Here is a 15,974-nt window from a genome sequence, read left to right on the forward strand (position 1 = left end):
GAAAACCTGCCGAAGAGAACTCAACGCCGATTGGCGAGCGGAACGACGTTGTGCAACGTTTCGATGCCGCTTTCAAGGAAGCGGCGCACGCCGCGCGCGGCCTGCCTGATCCGTTGCTCGTTTTCCACCATGGCGATGCGGACATATCCTTCACCATGCTCGCCAAAGCCGACGCCGGGCGAGACCGCAACGCCGGATTTCTCCACCATCAGGGTCGCGAACTGCATGCTGCCGACGCTGCGGAAGGCTTCCGGCAGCGGCACCCAGGCGAACATCGAGGCCTCCGGCGGCGGGATCTCCCAGCCGGCGCGGCCGAACGATTCCACCAGCGCGTCGCGGCGCTTGCGGTAGGTGTCGCGCATCTCCCTGATGCAATCGTCCGGACCGTTCAGCGCGGCGGTCGCGGCGACCTGGACCGGCGTGAACGCGCCGTAGTCGAGGTATGATTTGACGCGGGCGAGCGCCGCGATCACGCGCTCATTGCCGACCGCAAAGCCCATGCGCCAGCCGGCCATCGAATACGTCTTCGACATCGAGGTGAACTCGACGGTGACGTCCATCGCGCCGGGCACCTGGAGCACCGAGGGCGGCGGGTTGTTCTCGTCGAAATAGACCTCGGCATAGGCGAGATCGGACAGGATCAGGATCTCGTGCTTCTTCGCGAAGGCGACGAGGTCCTTGTAGAAATCGAGGCTCGCGACATAGGCGGTCGGGTTCGAGGGATAGCAGACGACCAGCGCCAGCGGCTTCGGAATCGAATGCACGATCGCCCGCTCCGCCGCCTCGAAGAATTGCGGCGTCGGCTCGGACGGCACCGAGCGGATCACACCGCCCGCCATCAAGAAGCCGAAGGCATGAATCGGATAGCTCGGGTTCGGACAGAGGATGACGTCGCCGGGCGCGGTGATCGCCTGCGCCACATTGGCAAAGCCTTCCTTCGAACCCAGCGTCGCCACCACCTGGGTTTCGGGATTGAGCTTCACGCCGAAACGGCGGGCGTAGTAGCCGGCCTGGGCCCTGCGCAGTCCGGGAATGCCGCGAGAAGCCGAGTAGCGGTCGGTGCGCGGCTTGCCCAGCGTCTCCTTCAGCTTCTCCAGCACATGCGCCGGCGCCGGCAGATCCGGATTGCCCATGCCGAGGTCGATGATGTCGGCCCCGGCATTCCGCGCGGCTGCCTTGGCCCGGTTGACCTGTTCGAATACGTAAGGCGGCAGGCGGCGGATGCGGTAAAATTCTTCCATGGCTCTCTAGGGCTCCGGGCAACCGGTCAGGACAGAATCGACAGACCACGAGGGCCATTTCAAAAGGCGCTCATGCTCATCGCGAAAATCACTCAAAATCAAATACTTAGAGCAATCATCGACGACGAGGACTGAAGTCGTTCGCCCTGACTCTTGGCTGAACCGGAATCTTTTAGCACGGCAAGGCTGAGGCGCCAGCGATTACCTTGCGCCTCATTTGGCGTCCTTGGCGGCCACCGCCTGGCGATCGCGTGCCGCGGCGAGCTCGGCCTCGATCTTGGCGCGCCGGTCCGGCGGGATGATCGCCTCATCGCGATCCGGCGGCAGGTCATGCACCGGCAGATACGTGCCGGGCTCCCTGACATGCGGCTGTGCATCCCCCGGGGTCAGATCCGCGAGCTGGCTCGAGCATCCGCCGAGGGCGAGCGCCGCGAGCAGCAGCACGCTGCAGATCGGCCGCGTCTTTTTCAGGTCCCATAACGCCAACACTTGGGAAATCCCCTACTCGTCCCAAAGCACGGCCCCGGGCAACCTTACCCAAGACCGCGCCCAAGCTCAAACCATTGCTGCCCAAATGGTGCGAGCGAAAACAGCCCCGGCCCAACAAGACGAGCGGTGCGGCTCGATTGTGACGGAACCCAAGAAGATTTGTCGCAGTGCAACACATCTTCGAGAGTGTTTAACGTCAAACATGCGAGCTTCGCGGTGACGAATACGGAATGAATCGTTACTGTTCTGCTCATGAGCATGGCCACAACCGACACGCCGAAACCCGGGACGAAGTTCGACGCGGAAGCCTTCGCGATGAATGTCGCGCGGGCGATGGAGAGCGGCGGCAAGGCGCTCGCCGCCTATCTCAAGCCGCGCGAGAGCGGCGAGGTGCAGGACCGCCCGCCGGCCGAGCTTGCCGAGGTCGTCAGGACCTTCACGTCGGTCGCCGAATACTGGCTGTCCGACACCTCCCGCTCCTCCGATCTGCAGACCAAGCTCGCGAAGGACTATCTCGACCTCTGGGGCTCGGCGGTGCGCCGCATGGCCGGTCAGGACGCCCAGCCCGCGATCGCGCCCTCGCCGCGCGACAAGCGCTTTGCCGATCCGGAATGGAAGTCGAACCAGTTCTTCGACTTCGTCATGCAGCTCTATCTGCTCACGACCAAATGGGCGCAGGAGCTGGTGCGCGATGCCGAAGGGCTCGATCCGCAGACCCGCCGCAAGGCGGAGTTCTACATCCAGCAGGTCATCAACGCATTGTCGCCGTCCAACTTCGTGCTGACCAATCCGGAGGTGCTGCGCGAGACGGTGGCGAGCAGCGGCGAGAACCTCGCGCGCGGCTTGAAGATGCTGGCCGAGGACATCGCGGCCGGCAAGGGCATGCTGAAGATCCGCCAGTCCGATCCGGACAATCTCGTCGTCGGCGTCAACATGGCAACGACGCCGGGCAAGGTGATCTACCAGAACGAGATCATGCAGCTGATCCAGTACGCTCCGACCACGGAGAAGGTGCTGCGCACGCCGCTCCTGATCGTGCCGCCCTGGATCAACAAGTTCTACATCCTCGATCTGAAGCCGGAGAAATCCTACATCAAGTGGTGCGTCGATCAGGGCATCACCGTGTTCGTGATCTCATGGGTCAATCCCGACAAGCGGCTCGGCAACAAGAGCTGGGAAGCCTACATGAAGGAGGGCCCGCTCACGGCGATGGACGTGATCGAGAAGGTCACCGGCGAGATGAAGGTGCACACCGCCGGCTATTGCGTCGGCGGCACCATGCTCGCGACCACGCTCGCCTGGCTCGCCGAGAAGCGCCGCCAGCGCGTATCGTCCGCGACGTTCTTCGCCGCCCAGATCGACTTCACCCATGCCGGCGATCTCCTCGTGTTCGTCGACGAGGAGCAGATCTCGGCGCTCGAGCAGGACATGAAGGCCGCCGGCGTGCTCGAAGGCTCGAAAATGGCGATGGCCTTCAACATGCTGCGCTCCAACGACCTGATCTGGTCTTATGTCGTCAGCAACTATCTGAAGGGCCAGCAGCCGAGCGCGTTCGACCTGTTGCACTGGAACTCGGACGCGACACGGATGACCGCAGCCAACCATTCCTATTACCTGCGCAATTGCTATCTGGAGAACCGGCTCTCCACCGGCACGATGGTGCTCGACAACACCCTGCTCGACCTCTCCAAGGTGAAGGTGCCGGTCTACAATCTCGCCACCCGCGAGGACCACATCGCGCCGGCCGAATCAGTGCTGTACGGCTCGCAATTCTTCGGCGGTCCGGTGAAGTATGTCCTGTCCGGCTCGGGCCACATCGCCGGCGTGGTCAATCCGCCCGCCTCGAACAAGTACCAGTACTGGACCAACGACAACATCAAGGACGTCAGTATCGGGCAGTGGATGAAGGGCGCCGTGGAGCACAAGGGCTCGTGGTGGACGGACTGGCGCCAATGGGTTGGCGAACTCGATCCCGAGGAAGTCCCGGCGCGTGCGGTCGGCAGCGAAGCATTCCCACCGATCGAGGATGCACCCGGCAGCTATGTCAGGGTTCGCGCATAGCGGAATCTCCCGCGCTTGTATAAGCTTGCTTGCACCACCGCGACGACTGAGGGAACCGGACTATGACGCGCGAATTGTTCTGGCTGACACTGACGGTGATCCTGACCGGGATACTCTGGATTCCCTACACCATCAATCGCTGCCAGGTTCGCGGGCTTAGCGGTGCCATGGCCAACCCGTCGCGCGGCGACAAGCCGCAGGCGGAATGGGCGAACCGGCTGATGTTCGCGCATGACAACGCGGTCGAGAATCTCGTGATCTTCGCCCCGCTGGTGCTGATCCTGAACGCGATCGACTATTCCACGAAGTGGACCGTGCTCGCCTGCGCCGTTTATTTCTGGTCGCGCGTCGCACATCTGATCGTCTATGCACTCGGGATCCCGGTGTTCCGCACGCTCGCCTTCACCGTCGGCTTCCTCGCCCAGGCCGTTCTGGCGCTGGCAATCTTCAATATCTTCTAGAGATCAGGCCGCGACCTTGCGAACGACGAGATGCAGCATGTTGGCCGGCGTCTTGTCGAAACTCTGGATCACGTTGGTTTCGGCTGACAGCGTGATCCACGGACCTGCGCCAGCGTAAGTCGCCTCGAGCCATTCGCGCGGCGGATAGTTGTAGTAGCGATCGAGGCTGTCGCGACCGTCCCCCTCGCCCATCTTGTAGCTGGCGTAGAACACGCCTGAAGGCTTGAGCGCACGATGAATGCGCCCGAGGATGCCGGCAAGCTCGTCGCGCGGGACGTGCAGGAGACAGGCGCTGGCCCAGACGCCGTCATAGGCCTCCTGCGCGTCCAGTTGGTCGAACCGCATCGTCTCGACGGGATGACCGAGCCGCTGCGAGGCAATCTCGGCCATTTCAGGCGAACCGTCGGTCGCGCGCACCGAAAACCCTTCGGCCAGCATCACCGCCGCATGATTGCCGGCGCCGCAGCCCAGCTCGAGGATCGCGCCGCCGGATGGCAGCAGGGCCAGGAAGTCAAGCAGCCGCGTCGACGGTGCCTTCGCCCAGCCAGCATAGGACGCGGCATGGCCGCGGTAGAATTGCAAGGTCGCTTCGTCCACCGCAGTACCTCGTGTCATGGGAACAGCGCGATCTGCTCCAGCCCCGTCGTCTCGGGCAGCCCGAACATCAGGTTCATGTTCTGGATCGCCTGCCCGGCCGACCCCTTCACCAGATTGTCGAGCGTGGAAATCACGATCGCCCGGTTCTTGATCCGGTCGGCGACGACGCCGATCTGCACATAGTTGGAGCCGCGCACATTCTGGGTCTGCGGCAGCACGCCCTTCCTGGCAACATGCACGAAGGGCTCGTTGGCATAAGCCTGCTCCAGCACGGCTCGCAGATCGTCCGGTGTCGCGCCGTTGAGCTTGACGTAGGACGTGCAGAGTTCGCCGCGCGCCATCGGAATAAGATGCGGCGTGAAGTTGATCGTCACCGCGGAACCGGTGGCGACGCCGATCTCCTGCTCGATCTCGGGCGCGTGCCGGTGGGTGCCGACCGAATAGGGCGACAGCCCCTCGCCCGCCTCGCTGAACAACGTGTTCTGTTTCAGCCCGCGGCCGGCGCCGGTGACGCCCGATTTCGCGTCAATGACGATGTCGTCGATGTCGATCAGTTTGGCCTTCGCAAGCGGCACCAGCGCGAGCAGCGCCGCCGTGGGATAGCAGCCGGGACAGGCGACCAGCCGCGCCGACGTGATCTTTTCGCGATAAAATTCGGTCAGGCCATAAACCGCTTCGGCCTGCAATTCGAGCGCCCGGTGCTCGTGGCCGTACCATTGCGCATAGGTGTTCTTGTCCCGCAGCCTGAAATCGGCGGACATGTCGAGGACCTTGATTTTGGGATTTGCCCTGAGGACCGCGGCGATGATTTCCTGCGTGGTGCCGTGCGGCAGCCCGCAGAACACCGCATCGAGCTTGCTCCAGTCGACCTTTTCCCATTCCATCAGTTTCGGCAGGTTCAGCATGAAGAAATGCGGAAACACGTCGCCCATCGACTTGCCGGCGTGGGTGTTGGCGGTGAGCGTGACGATCTCGGCATCCGGATGCCGCGCCAATAGGCGCACCGCATCGGCCCCGGTGTAACCGGAGGCGCCGAGAATGCCGATCTTCTTCGAACTCATCACGCGTCCCTTCCAGGCGTCATTGGATCGTCTTGCCGGGGAGAAAGTTGCAGTGTCGCTTCCTCCACCGGGCTGGCCTCGCGAGCAACGCTCGATCAGCTACTTGTCGGCAAGACCCAGCATCAGCCGCATGTTCTGCACGGCTGCGCCGGATGCGCCCTTGCCGAGATTGTCGAGCCGGGCGACCAGCAGTGCCTGATGGTACTTGTCGCTGGCGAAGACGTAGAGCTCGAGCATGTTGGTCTCGTTGAGCGCCTCCGGTTCGAGCCGGCCGGCCTTGGTCGCCTCGTTCTGGAGCGGCATCACCTTGACGTATTTCGAACCGGCGTAGCGCTTTGCCATCGCCGCCTGCAGGTCGGCGCCGCCGGTCTTGCCCGGCAGCATGTCGAGCTGCAGCGGCACCGAGACCAGCATACCTTGCCGGTAGTTGCCGACCGAGGGAATGAAGATCGGGCGCCGCGTCAGGTTGGAGTAGAGCTGCATCTCCGGCAGATGCTTGTGCTCGAAGCCAAGGCCGTAGAGCTCGAAGGACGGCGCGCTGCCGTCGTCGAAGCTCGCGATCATCGACTTGCCGCCGCCGGAATAGCCGCTCACGGCATTGACGGTGACGGGATAATCTGATGGCAGCAGGCCGGCATCGACGATCGGCCGCAGCAGCGCGATCGCGCCGGTCGGATAGCAGCCGGGATTGGAGACCTTCTTCGCCGCCTTGATCCTGCCGGCCTGGTCCGGGGTCAGCTCCGGAAAGCCGTAGGCCCAGTCCGGCGCGACCCGGTACGCCGTCGAGGCGTCCAGCACCTTCGGCGCAGACGCGCCCATGCTGTCGACCAGCGCGACGGTCTCCTTCGCGGCATCGTCCGGCAGGCAGAGGATGACGAGGTCCACCTCCTCCATCAGCGCCTTCTTGGCCGCGGGGTCCTTGCGCTTGTCGTCGGCGATGGTCTTCACCACAACATCGCTCTGGAGCTTGAGGCGCTCGTTGATGCCGAGGCCGGTGGTGCCGGAGCCGCCGTCGACGAAGACGGTCGCGGGCTTCCTGGCCGCGTTGGTGGTCGGGGCTTTCGTGGTCTCAGCGAGGCCGGTTTCAGAAAGGCTCATGGCGCGCTCCTTTCGAGCATGTTCGTGTCGTCTGCGAAGATCTGCGGCCGGGTGTGCCGCATCAACCGTGAAATCTCTCTTGCGTCGGCGTCACCGGCGCCAAGCGCGTTCGCGATCGCTGCGAAATCGGCGTCCGACTTGTGCTGGTTCAGCTTGAAGCTGCCCTCGACCTCTTCAACCGTCATGACCAGACCCACGATCGCCTTCTTCATCGCCTCGAACCGCCCGGCGGTCATCTTGCCCGACGTCCATGGCTTCTTCGGCAGCAGCCAGCTCTCGAACTTTTCGCTGAGCGTGTCGAGCTGCACCGACAGCTCGTCATCCGACAGCAGCCGCACCGGCCCGCTCAGATGCACCGACTGGTAGAGCCAGGTCGGCACCTGATCCGGCGAGACGTACCAGTCCGGCGACACATAGGCATCGGGGCCGTTGACTGCGAGCAGCCAGGACACAGCACCATCCGCCAGCTTTAGCAGCGGATTGTGACGGGCCAGATGAAAGGCGGCATGCGGCGTGCCGTCAGCGCCGTAAGTCAGATAGAACGGCAATGGCGAGGCGATGGGCTTGTGGCCGTCGAAGGCGCACATGGTCCCGAAGCCGCGCTCGTCGGCGAACTTCAGGCTCGCGGCGCGGTCCTGCTTGAAAAAGGGTGGCGTGTACATCGTGGTCTCCTGCTGGGCCTCCTCGGGGGAGCCGCCGGATCAGATCGCGCTGACAGGAGAGAGAATGCCGCGGATCGGATCCAGCGGCAAAGACGATGATCTCAAACGCGATCGACCGCCCAAACCGCAAAAGAGCGGCGGCGGCGACGGGCGAACAGGATGGTCGCGGCGTTGATCATGGCGCGCGGCTATAAGGCCAGATCGGGTTCCGGTCAAGGTGCCGGCGTCAGATGACGCGCCAGATCCATTCCATGAGCTTGGCGAGCACGTCGCCGAACAGCAGGAGCACGGCGGACCAGATCAGGGCCGAGACGAAATTGGCGGCCTGGAAGCTCCAATAAGGCATCTCGAAGATGCCGGCTGCCAGCGGCACGGAGGCGCGCAAGGGGCCGAAGAAGCGCCCGATGAAGATGCTGGGTATGCCCCAGCTGCGCACGAAAGCCTCGCCTCTGGGCAGCAGGTCCGGATAGCGCGAGAGCGGCCACATCTGGGCAACCCTCTCCTTGTAGCGGTAGCCGAACCAGTAGGAGACCCAGTCGCCCAGCGCCGCGCCAAGGCCGCCGGCAATCCAGACCGGAAAGAAACTGATGCCGCTGGCCCCGATCAGCGCGCCGATGGCCACCAGCGCGCCCCAGGCCGGAACCAGCAACGAGATGAACGCAAGCGACTCCCCGAAGGCGAGCAGAAACACGATCGGTGCCGCCCAGGCCTGGTGAACGCGCACGAAATCGGCCAGGGCGTGCGCAAATTGCTCCATCAAAAATAGCCTTCCCGCCCCGTCTCAAGGTGCTGCTCGATGAAAAGGACTGGTAAGCCAAGGACTTGTGTGACATCAAGTCACAAAACCCGACATGACGCCTGGCGAACCGTCAAATTGCCGGGAACTTGTGGGCCCTGCGGCGTAAAATCGCCGGGATTGGCTCCCAACCCACACCGCCAGCCCGCCGGCGGTAACCTTTCCAAGGCAGAAGTGGCATAGTCGGGCCAACCGATTCGCCGCCCATGCGGCCCTCAAAACGCATCAAGATATATGTCCAAGCAGTTGAAGCCTAAAGCAAAAGACGACTTTTTCGGCGGCGACGAGCCGAAACCTCGTGCCGCCAAGGCGGCGCCGCGCGGAAGCGGCGGGGAAGCCGATTACACGGCAGCCGACATCGAGGTGCTCGAAGGGCTGGAACCGGTGCGTCGCCGGCCTGGCATGTATATCGGCGGCACCGACGAGAAGGCGCTGCATCATCTGTTCGCCGAAGTCATCGACAACTCGATGGACGAGGCGCTCGCCGGGCACGCGACCTTCATCGAGGTCGATCTCAGCGCTGACGGGTTCCTGACCGTGACCGACAACGGCCGCGGCATCCCGATCGATCCTCACCCGAAATTCCCGAAGAAGTCAGCACTTGAAGTCATCATGTGCACGCTCCATTCGGGCGGAAAGTTCGACAGCAAGGTCTACGAGACCTCGGGCGGCCTGCACGGCGTCGGCATCTCCGTGGTGAACGCCCTCTCCTCGCGTCTCGAGGTCGAGGTCGCGCGCAGCCAGAAACTCTATCGCATGACGTTCGAGCGCGGCCACCCGAAGGGCAAGCTCGAGGACCTCGGCAAGATCAACAACCGCCGCGGCACGCGCGTGCGCTTCAAGCCCGACACCGATATTTTCGGCGCTAAGGCCGCGTTCAAGCCGCAGCGCCTGTTCAAGATGACGCGCTCGAAAGCGTATCTGTTCGGTGGCGTCGAGATCCGCTGGAACTGCGCGCCCGAGCTGCTCAAGGGCATCGAGGACGTGCCGGCCGAAGCAACGTTCCACTTCCCCGGCGGCCTCAAGGATTATCTCGCCGCGGCAATCCACGCCGACACGCTGGTGCATCCCGACATCTTCTCGGGCAAGTCGGGCCGCAACGGCGCGCATGGCGCCTGCGAATGGGCCGTGGCCTGGACCGCCGATGCCGACGGATTCCTCTCCTCCTACACCAACACCGTGCCGACGCCGGATGGCGGCACGCACGAATCCGGCCTGCGCAGCGCCCTTTTGCGCGGTCTGAAGGATCACGCCGAGCGCGTCGGTCAGGGCAAGCGCGCGGCCTCCGTCACCTCGGAAGACGTGATGGTCGGCGCCGCCGTGATGCTGTCGGTGTTCGTGCGCGAGCCGGAATTCCAGGGGCAGACCAAGGATCGCCTCGCCACTGCAGAGGCGCAGCGCATCGTCGAGCAGGCGATGAAGGATCCGTTCGACCATTGGCTGTCGGGCAATCCGAACATGGCCAACCGGCTGCTCGACTTCGTGATCGACCGCGCCGAAGAACGGCTGCGGCGGCGGCAAGAGAAAGAGACCGCGCGAAAAACCGCAGGCAAGAAGCTGCGCCTGCCCGGCAAGCTCGCCGACTGCACCGACGCCGGCACCGATGGCTCGGAGCTGTTCATCGTCGAGGGTGACTCGGCCGGCGGCAGCGCCAAGCAGGCGCGCGACCGCAAGACCCAGGCCGTGCTGCCCCTGCGCGGCAAGATCCTCAACGTCGCTTCTGCCGGCAAGGACAAGCTGACGGCGAACGCCCAGCTCTCCGATCTGGTGCAGGCGATCGGCTGCGGCCAGCTCGCACATTACCGCGAAGAAGATCTGCGCTACCAGCGCATCATCATCATGACCGATGCCGACGTCGACGGCGCGCACATCGCCTCGCTCCTGATCACTTTCTTCTACCGGCAGATGCGGCCCTTGATTGACCAAGGCCACCTCTTCCTCGCCGTGCCGCCGCTCTACAAGCTCACGCACGGCACCAAATCGGTCTACGCCCGCGACGACAAGCACAAGGACGAGCTGATCAAGTCCGCGTTCAACGCCAACGCCAAGGTCGAGGTGAACCGCTTCAAAGGTCTCGGCGAGATGATGCCGGCGCAGCTCAAGGAGACCACCATGGATCCGAGCAAGCGGACGCTGCTCAAGGTGGTCCTGCTCGCCGACGACCGCGACACCACCGCGGATTCGGTGGAGCGCCTGATGGGCACCAAGGCCGAGGCGCGCTTCGCCTTCATCTCGGACAAGGCCGAATTTGCCAGCGAAGAGCTGCTGGACGTCTGAGGGATTGGTCCGTGCCGGGCGCGCCAGCTCCAAGCTCGGTGGTCCGGTGGTGGCGAAGTACTGAGCCGCCGCTTCTTCGAAAACCAGCCCCGGCCTCGGCCGGGGCTTTTTGCTTTTTGGCTCCGCCTCCAGGTCGGCCACGGCGTGGACGGCTCGATTCGCGCTGGACCGGGCGACTCTGCCATCGACTCAGGAGCTCAAACGCCGAGCCAGGATTGCCTCCATTTCGTACAATGCCGGATTTGCTAACGACAGGTTACCCGAAATCGAAGTCTTGAGACCCCAAATAACATATTGAAAAATATGATATATTATGGATTCGAGCGACGGCGTCCGAAACACCCCAGCACCGGCGTTTTCCCGCGACTGTGCCTGCCCGGCAACAGCATTTCGGCGAGAACCGTCTATAGTCCGGCCATCAGATGACACGAACTTCAGCGCGCTCGCGCCTGCTACGACAGACCAAGGTTGGGGATTTGACATGAAGAAGACTTTGCTCGCTCTGACCGCGGTTGCGGCGATGACCGGTGCGGCCTCGGCGGCTGACCTTGGCGCCCGTCCCTATGCGAAGGCTCCGATGCCGGCGCCCGTCGCGAACTGGACCGGCTTCTACGTGTTCGGCGGTGGCGGTGGCGGCCTCTCGAATGCCGACCAGAGCGTGGTTGACACCGGCACGGGCACCCCGCTGACGATCACCCAGCGCCAGGGCGGCTCGGGCTGGTTCGGCACGGTTGGCGCCGGCTACGACTGGCAGTTCAGCGGCACTTGGGTCGCTGGTGTGTTCGCCGACGGTCAGTTCGGCAGCATCCGCGCCACCATCCAGGATCCGACCCTCGGCATCACTGGCAACCAGAAGCTGGAAACCTCGTGGGCCGCGGGTGTTCGCCTCGGCTGGCTGGTCGCCCCGAACGTTCTCTCCTATGTCAACGGCGGTTACTCCGGCGCTCATTTCGGCCAGACCAACTTCACCACGCTGGGCGGCACTCCCGTGGGCGTCCATCTCAGCAGCTACGATCGGCATGGCTGGTTCGTGGGTGGCGGCGTCGAGAACAGCCTGAACATCTTCGGCATCACGTCGCCCGGCTGGTTCATGAAGACCGAGTATCGTTCGGCCTTCTACAATGCCAAGACTCAGGACGAACTGCTCGACGGCAGCAACCTTCCGGTCGGCAACAGCATCCGCGCCAACAGCTGGAACCAGACGATCTCGACTTCGCTGGTCTACCGCTTCAACTGGACCGGTCCGGTCGTCGCGAAGTACTGATCCGATCTCACGATCAAACGTCAAAGCCCCGGCATCGCCGGGGCTTTTTCGTTTTGGGCCGAGCGGCCGACCGCTGGTCTGCAATGACTTGTACGGCGAGCCGGGCTCCGCCCGCCGACTATCGGCACTGCCGAGCGCCCAGCGGCGAATTGCCTTTCCAGGGACACGCTTCCTCCTCCGCCGGCAGCTTGCGCCGGTGCCGCCATTGTATCCAGACCGAAGCTACGGTTAGTGTGCGCTCAAGCTTTCGCGGCGCGGCGATCCTGCATCGTCGCGCCGCCGACAGGAGCGGACCGATGGGAGGAATGCATGCGCAGATTTCTGCTGGTCGCAGGCCTGCTTGCGACTGCCGTCGGGCTGCTCTGGATCGGACAGGGCACGGGCGCCGTTCCGTGGCCGCGATCGAGCTTCATGGTCAACCAGCTGCAATGGGCGGGCTATGGCGCAGCCATGGCCGGCTTCGGGCTGGTGCTGATCTGGCAGAGCCATCAATAAGATAAACCAGGGAATGAAAGCATGACATCCAGCCGGTTCGATCTTCGCGGCAAGGTCGCGATCGTCACGGGAGGCAATGGCGGCATCGGCCTCGGCATGGCGCGCGGCCTTGCCGACGCCGGCGCCGATATCGCCGTGGTCGGACGCAATGAGACCAAGTCCGCCGCGGCCGTCGCCGATCTCAGGCAGCGCGGTGTGAAGGCGATCGCCGTCGCCACCGACGTGACCGACAAGGCGGCGGTCGCTGCGATGATCGAGCGCGTCGTCGGGGAGCTCGGCCGCATCGACGTCCTCATCAACAATGCCGGCATGAGCATCCGCAAGCCGCCGCACGAGCTCGAGCTCGACGAGTGGAACAAGGTGATCAACACCAACCTCACCAGCGCCTTCGTGTGCTCGAAGCTGGCCTATCCGGCGCTGAAGGCGTCCGGCAACGGCAAGGTGATCAATATCGGTTCGATGATGTCGATCTTCGGCGCGAGCTTCGCGACCGCCTATGCCGCGAGCAAGGGCGGCATCGTGCAGTACACCCGCGCCTGCGCCAACGCCTGGGCGCCCGACAACATCCAGGTCAATGCCATCCTGCCGGGCTGGATCGACACCGACCTCACCCGCGGCGCGCGGCAGCAGGTGTCGGGGCTGCACGAGCGCGTGCTGGCGCGCACGCCTGCGGGGCGTTGGGGCGACATCGACGACTTCGCCGGCATCGCCGTGTTCCTCGCCTCGCCCGCGTCGAACTTCGTCACGGGCACAGCGATCCCCGTCGACGGAGGCTTCTCGGTGATGGCCTGAGGCCAGGCCAGCACTCGAGAACTTGCGCGCAAAAAAGAAGCCCCGGACGAAGCCGGGGCTTTTAGATTTTGGCAGTGATCGTCTTTTGTTGGTGCTTGGTGGTTCGTTGACGTGCTCAGTAGCGGCCGATGGTCGGCGCGTCGAACTTGTAGCTCGCACGCACGACGGCCCACTGGATATCGCGCGGCTTGGCGTCGAAGGTGTAGTTACCCGAGGTGCCGCCGAGCTGATAGGTCTGGCTGCCGAAGGCCGCGTAGTTGTATTCGAGGCCGACGATCCAGTTGCGGGTGACGCCGTATTCCCAGCCGGCGCCGACGGTCCAGCCGTTGGCCCAGTGGGTCTGTTCGCCCGAACCCGTCGCCACACCGGCGGTGTCGCTGACCGAGAGACGGTTGTTCACGCCGGCATAGCCACCCTTGAAGTAGAACAGGTTGTTCTGCACGGCGAAGCCGGCGCGCCCGACGACGGTCGCGAGCACGTTGGCGCGCCAGGAGAACACGTCATCCCCGGCGCCAAACACCGTGTTGACGACCGTACCCTTGTTGTCGAGGCCGGAGATCGTGCCCTCAATGCCGAACACGTAGTTGTTGGCCTGCCAGTTGTAGCCGATCTGGGCGCCGCCCATGATACCGGAGTTGCGCTGACGGAAGCCGTCGCCCGGCGAAAGATCGCCGAACGCCGCGCCGGTTCCGTTGTTGGTGAACTGCTCGTTGGTCCAGGCGCCACCGATATGGCCGCCGACATAGAAGCCGGTCCAGTTGAACAGCGGCTCGACATAGGCAGGCGCCTTCGTGTAGCGCGCACCGAGATCTGCGGCGGAGGCCGCGCCGGTCGAAACCAGAGCTGTCGTGCAGGCGAAGGCGGCAATCAATTTACTACGCATGGTACACCCCGTGTCCTTTGATGGGCGCACGGTCACACGCAGGTCTTACTCAAATTTGAATCAAGAAAGTTAAGACGCCGGATTGGCGAGCAGCGCGTCTTGAATCCGTTGGCGCTGTTGCTCGCGCGCAACGCTTGGCGCGCGATTTAACGCGGCATTATCCCTAGCGGCTCCTGCGCTACGGTGCCGGCGCGGCCCTCGAGTGCACGTGCTCCGGCCGCACGCCGAGCGCAAGCAGGCGCGCCGGAATGCCCTGGAGCCACGGCAGCGCGGTGACGAGGCGCACGACCAGCGGCACTTTGAGCGGCCGATCGCCGCCCTGCAAGGCGCCGCTGATGATGTTGTTCTGCACGATCACCTGCATGCGCTGCGTCATCTTCACCGGAAATTCGCGTCGGCGCCTGATAGCATCGAGCTCGTCCTCGGTCGGGCAGCCGCGCTGAAGCTTGTCCGCCAGCAGATTGGCGGTCGCGACCGCGTCCTGCACGGCGAGATTGACGCCGACGCCGCCAACCGGCGACATCGCATGCGCGGCGTCGCCGATGCACAGCAGGCCCGGCTGCGTCCAGCGCTTGAGGCGGTTGATGGCGACCGTGAGCAGCTTGATATCGTCAAAGCTCTTCACATCAGTGATGCCGGATCGAAGGATCGGCGCCATGCGCACGACGTCGTCGAGCAATGCCTGCAATCCCCTCGCCTTCACCGCTTCGTACTGTCCCTTGGCGATGACATAGGCGCATTGCCAATAGTCGCCGCGGTCGAAGGTGATCATCATCTTGCCGGGCTCGACCCGCGCGAACACGTTCTCGGTCTCGTCGGGTCTGCGGCCGGCGCGGAACCAGAGCACGTCCATCGGCGCGCCGATCTCCTCGACCTCGAGGCCGGCGCGCTCGCGCACGGTCGAATGCCGGCCGTCGCAGGCAATGGTGAGATCGGCCTCGATGTCGATGATGCCGTCAGGCGTTTTCGCCCGTACGCCGGCGACGGTCTCGCCCCGGCGGATCAGATCGACCGCCTCCGTGCTCATCATCACCTCGAGCGAGGCAAAGCGCCGCCCGGCCTCGCGCAGGAAGTTCAGGAAGTCCCATTGCGGCATGAAGGCGATGAAGGGGTATTTGGTATGGAGCCGGCTGAGATCGGCGATGCGCACCGGCGTGCCGCCGAACAAGCCGTCCATCTTCTGCAAGCGCTGATGCGGCAGCTTCAGGAAGCCGTCGATCAGGCCGAGCTCGTCCATCACCTGAAGCGTCGAGGGATGCACGGTGTCGCCGCGGAAGTCGCGGAAGAAATCCGCATGCTTCTCCAGCACCACCACGTCGATCCCGGCCCGCCCGAGCAGATAGCCGAGCATCATGCCGGCCGGCCCGCCGCCGACGACGCAGCAACGGACCTTCATGGTGCGGTTTGGTTGTCGGTCGGATGTCATTGCCGCCGCGCTTCAAGTATCGATCGAGATACGCCTGACGATACTAGCGCGATTCAGGCCGAAGGCAGTCCTCAATTTGCAAGACAGTCCGTGACCAAGGAGTTGTTCCTTCAGCGGGAGATCGACGTTCGCTCGCCTCAGGGCTTCGGCGCCTTCCGTTCCCATGGGCGCTTGCCATCGGCGTCGCGATCCCAGGGTCGCGTGATCGGCGCTACCTTCTCATCGTCGGCGACTTTCGCGCGGTCCGCCTGGACGCGCTCACGGTCGGTGAGTGGCGGCACTGTGGGGACGGGAGTCGTTTGGGCCAAAACCGGAAGCGTCGTAACGACCGCGACGATGATGAATTTTACCATCCCCGACTTTAGCACTTC

Annotated in this window: 15 protein-coding genes; 6 read left to right on the forward strand and 9 right to left on the reverse strand. The window is 64.0% G+C overall.

Annotation, left to right across the window (positions count from 1 at the left end; translation table 11 throughout):
• Positions 1-20: 20 nt before the first annotated feature.
• A complete protein-coding gene (locus AC1RQP_RS03745) occupies positions 21-1,241 on the reverse strand; it encodes an LL-diaminopimelate aminotransferase (protein ID WP_239623440.1) in 1,221 nt (406 codons plus the stop codon).
• A 213-nt stretch (positions 1,242-1,454) separates the two neighbouring features.
• Positions 1,455-1,730 (reverse strand): hypothetical protein, encoded by a 276-nt coding sequence (locus AC1RQP_RS03750; protein ID WP_492935973.1) that lies wholly within the window; start codon positions 1,728-1,730, stop codon positions 1,455-1,457.
• 252 nt (positions 1,731-1,982) lie between these two features.
• Here AC1RQP_RS03750 and AC1RQP_RS03755 point away from each other — a divergent pair, with 252 nt between their 5' ends.
• Positions 1,983-3,791: a PHA/PHB synthase family protein gene (locus AC1RQP_RS03755; RefSeq protein ID WP_492935974.1), complete on the forward strand. Its 1,809-nt coding sequence runs from the start codon at positions 1,983-1,985 to the stop codon at positions 3,789-3,791.
• Positions 3,792-3,853: 62 nt separating this feature from the next.
• Positions 3,854-4,252, forward strand: a complete 399-nt coding sequence (locus AC1RQP_RS03760; protein ID WP_239623437.1) for an MAPEG family protein — start codon at positions 3,854-3,856, stop codon at positions 4,250-4,252.
• Positions 4,253-4,255: 3 nt separating this feature from the next.
• Here the strand turns inward: AC1RQP_RS03760 and AC1RQP_RS03765 are convergent, their stop codons facing one another.
• From AC1RQP_RS03765 to AC1RQP_RS03785, 5 genes are all read right to left on the reverse strand, one after another.
• Entirely contained in the window at positions 4,256-4,849 is a 594-nt protein-coding gene (locus tag AC1RQP_RS03765) for a class I SAM-dependent methyltransferase (protein WP_028177572.1), read from the reverse strand.
• A 14-nt stretch (positions 4,850-4,863) separates the two neighbouring features.
• On the reverse strand, positions 4,864-5,910 hold the full coding sequence (gene argC / locus AC1RQP_RS03770) for an N-acetyl-gamma-glutamyl-phosphate reductase (protein ID WP_492935975.1): 1,047 nt from the start codon (positions 5,908-5,910) through the stop codon (positions 4,864-4,866).
• A gap of 99 nt (positions 5,911-6,009) precedes the next feature.
• Positions 6,010-7,008, reverse strand: a complete 999-nt coding sequence (argC, locus tag AC1RQP_RS03775; RefSeq protein ID WP_492935976.1) for an N-acetyl-gamma-glutamyl-phosphate reductase — start codon at positions 7,006-7,008, stop codon at positions 6,010-6,012.
• Positions 7,005-7,670: an FMN-binding negative transcriptional regulator gene (locus AC1RQP_RS03780; protein ID WP_492935977.1), complete on the reverse strand. Its 666-nt coding sequence runs from the start codon at positions 7,668-7,670 to the stop codon at positions 7,005-7,007. The genes argC (AC1RQP_RS03775) and AC1RQP_RS03780 overlap by 4 nt, the downstream gene beginning before the upstream one ends.
• A 226-nt stretch (positions 7,671-7,896) precedes the next feature.
• Positions 7,897-8,427, reverse strand: a complete 531-nt coding sequence (locus tag AC1RQP_RS03785; RefSeq protein WP_239623433.1) for a DedA family protein — start codon at positions 8,425-8,427, stop codon at positions 7,897-7,899.
• Positions 8,428-8,700: 273 nt separating this feature from the next.
• Between AC1RQP_RS03785 and parE the strand changes: the two genes are divergently transcribed.
• The 4 genes from parE (at position 8,701) to AC1RQP_RS03805 (ending at position 13,294) form a co-directional block, all read left to right on the forward strand.
• Positions 8,701-10,743, forward strand: coding sequence for a DNA topoisomerase IV subunit B (gene parE / locus AC1RQP_RS03790; RefSeq protein ID WP_492935978.1), 2,043 nt, complete (start codon positions 8,701-8,703; stop codon positions 10,741-10,743).
• 481 nt (positions 10,744-11,224) lie between these two features.
• A complete protein-coding gene (locus AC1RQP_RS03795) occupies positions 11,225-12,007 on the forward strand; it encodes an outer membrane protein (RefSeq protein WP_239623431.1) in 783 nt (260 codons plus the stop codon).
• Between the two features lie 309 nt (positions 12,008-12,316).
• On the forward strand, positions 12,317-12,502 hold the full coding sequence (locus tag AC1RQP_RS03800) for a hypothetical protein (RefSeq protein ID WP_028177579.1): 186 nt from the start codon (positions 12,317-12,319) through the stop codon (positions 12,500-12,502).
• Positions 12,503-12,523: 21 nt separating this feature from the next.
• The gene (locus tag AC1RQP_RS03805; protein WP_492935979.1) at positions 12,524-13,294 is read left to right on the forward strand and encodes an SDR family NAD(P)-dependent oxidoreductase; all 771 of its coding nucleotides are present in this window, start codon (positions 12,524-12,526) and stop codon (positions 13,292-13,294) included.
• A 115-nt stretch (positions 13,295-13,409) separates the two neighbouring features.
• Here the strand turns inward: AC1RQP_RS03805 and AC1RQP_RS03810 are convergent, their stop codons facing one another.
• Together AC1RQP_RS03810 and AC1RQP_RS03815 are read right to left on the reverse strand one after the other, a co-directional pair.
• Positions 13,410-14,177 carry an outer membrane protein gene (locus tag AC1RQP_RS03810; RefSeq protein ID WP_492935980.1) on the reverse strand — a complete coding sequence of 256 codons (768 nt, stop codon included), beginning with the start codon at positions 14,175-14,177 and terminating at the stop codon, positions 13,410-13,412.
• Positions 14,178-14,355: 178 nt separating this feature from the next.
• The gene (locus AC1RQP_RS03815; RefSeq protein WP_492935981.1) at positions 14,356-15,603 is read right to left on the reverse strand and encodes an FAD-dependent oxidoreductase; all 1,248 of its coding nucleotides are present in this window, start codon (positions 15,601-15,603) and stop codon (positions 14,356-14,358) included.
• Positions 15,604-15,974 lie beyond the last annotated feature (371 nt).

This window comes from Bradyrhizobium sp. GW821-FHT13H06, assembly GCF_058803975.1.

What these genes read in the sequence shown, in the direction of transcription:
- AC1RQP_RS03785 (WP_239623433.1), bottom strand. Translation starts at nt 8,427, where the DNA reads ATGGAGCAATTTGCGCACGCCCTGGCCGATTTCGTGCGCGTTCACCAG.
- AC1RQP_RS03745 (WP_239623440.1), bottom strand. Translation starts at nt 1,241, where the DNA reads ATGGAAGAATTTTACCGCATCCGCCGCCTGCCGCCTTACGTATTCGAA.
- AC1RQP_RS03810 (WP_492935980.1), bottom strand. Translation starts at nt 14,177, where the DNA reads ATGCGTAGTAAATTGATTGCCGCCTTCGCCTGCACGACAGCTCTGGTT.
- parE (WP_492935978.1), top strand. Translation starts at nt 8,701, where the DNA reads ATGTCCAAGCAGTTGAAGCCTAAAGCAAAAGACGACTTTTTCGGCGGC.
- AC1RQP_RS03760 (WP_239623437.1), top strand. Translation starts at nt 3,854, where the DNA reads ATGACGCGCGAATTGTTCTGGCTGACACTGACGGTGATCCTGACCGGG.
- AC1RQP_RS03795 (WP_239623431.1), top strand. Translation starts at nt 11,225, where the DNA reads ATGAAGAAGACTTTGCTCGCTCTGACCGCGGTTGCGGCGATGACCGGT.
- argC (WP_492935975.1), bottom strand. Translation starts at nt 5,910, where the DNA reads ATGAGTTCGAAGAAGATCGGCATTCTCGGCGCCTCCGGTTACACCGGG.
- AC1RQP_RS03780 (WP_492935977.1), bottom strand. Translation starts at nt 7,670, where the DNA reads ATGTACACGCCACCCTTTTTCAAGCAGGACCGCGCCGCGAGCCTGAAG.
- argC (WP_492935976.1), bottom strand. Translation starts at nt 7,008, where the DNA reads ATGAGCCTTTCTGAAACCGGCCTCGCTGAGACCACGAAAGCCCCGACC.
- AC1RQP_RS03755 (WP_492935974.1), top strand. Translation starts at nt 1,983, where the DNA reads ATGAGCATGGCCACAACCGACACGCCGAAACCCGGGACGAAGTTCGAC.
- AC1RQP_RS03800 (WP_028177579.1), top strand. Translation starts at nt 12,317, where the DNA reads ATGCGCAGATTTCTGCTGGTCGCAGGCCTGCTTGCGACTGCCGTCGGG.
- AC1RQP_RS03815 (WP_492935981.1), bottom strand. Translation starts at nt 15,603, where the DNA reads ATGACATCCGACCGACAACCAAACCGCACCATGAAGGTCCGTTGCTGC.
- AC1RQP_RS03805 (WP_492935979.1), top strand. Translation starts at nt 12,524, where the DNA reads ATGACATCCAGCCGGTTCGATCTTCGCGGCAAGGTCGCGATCGTCACG.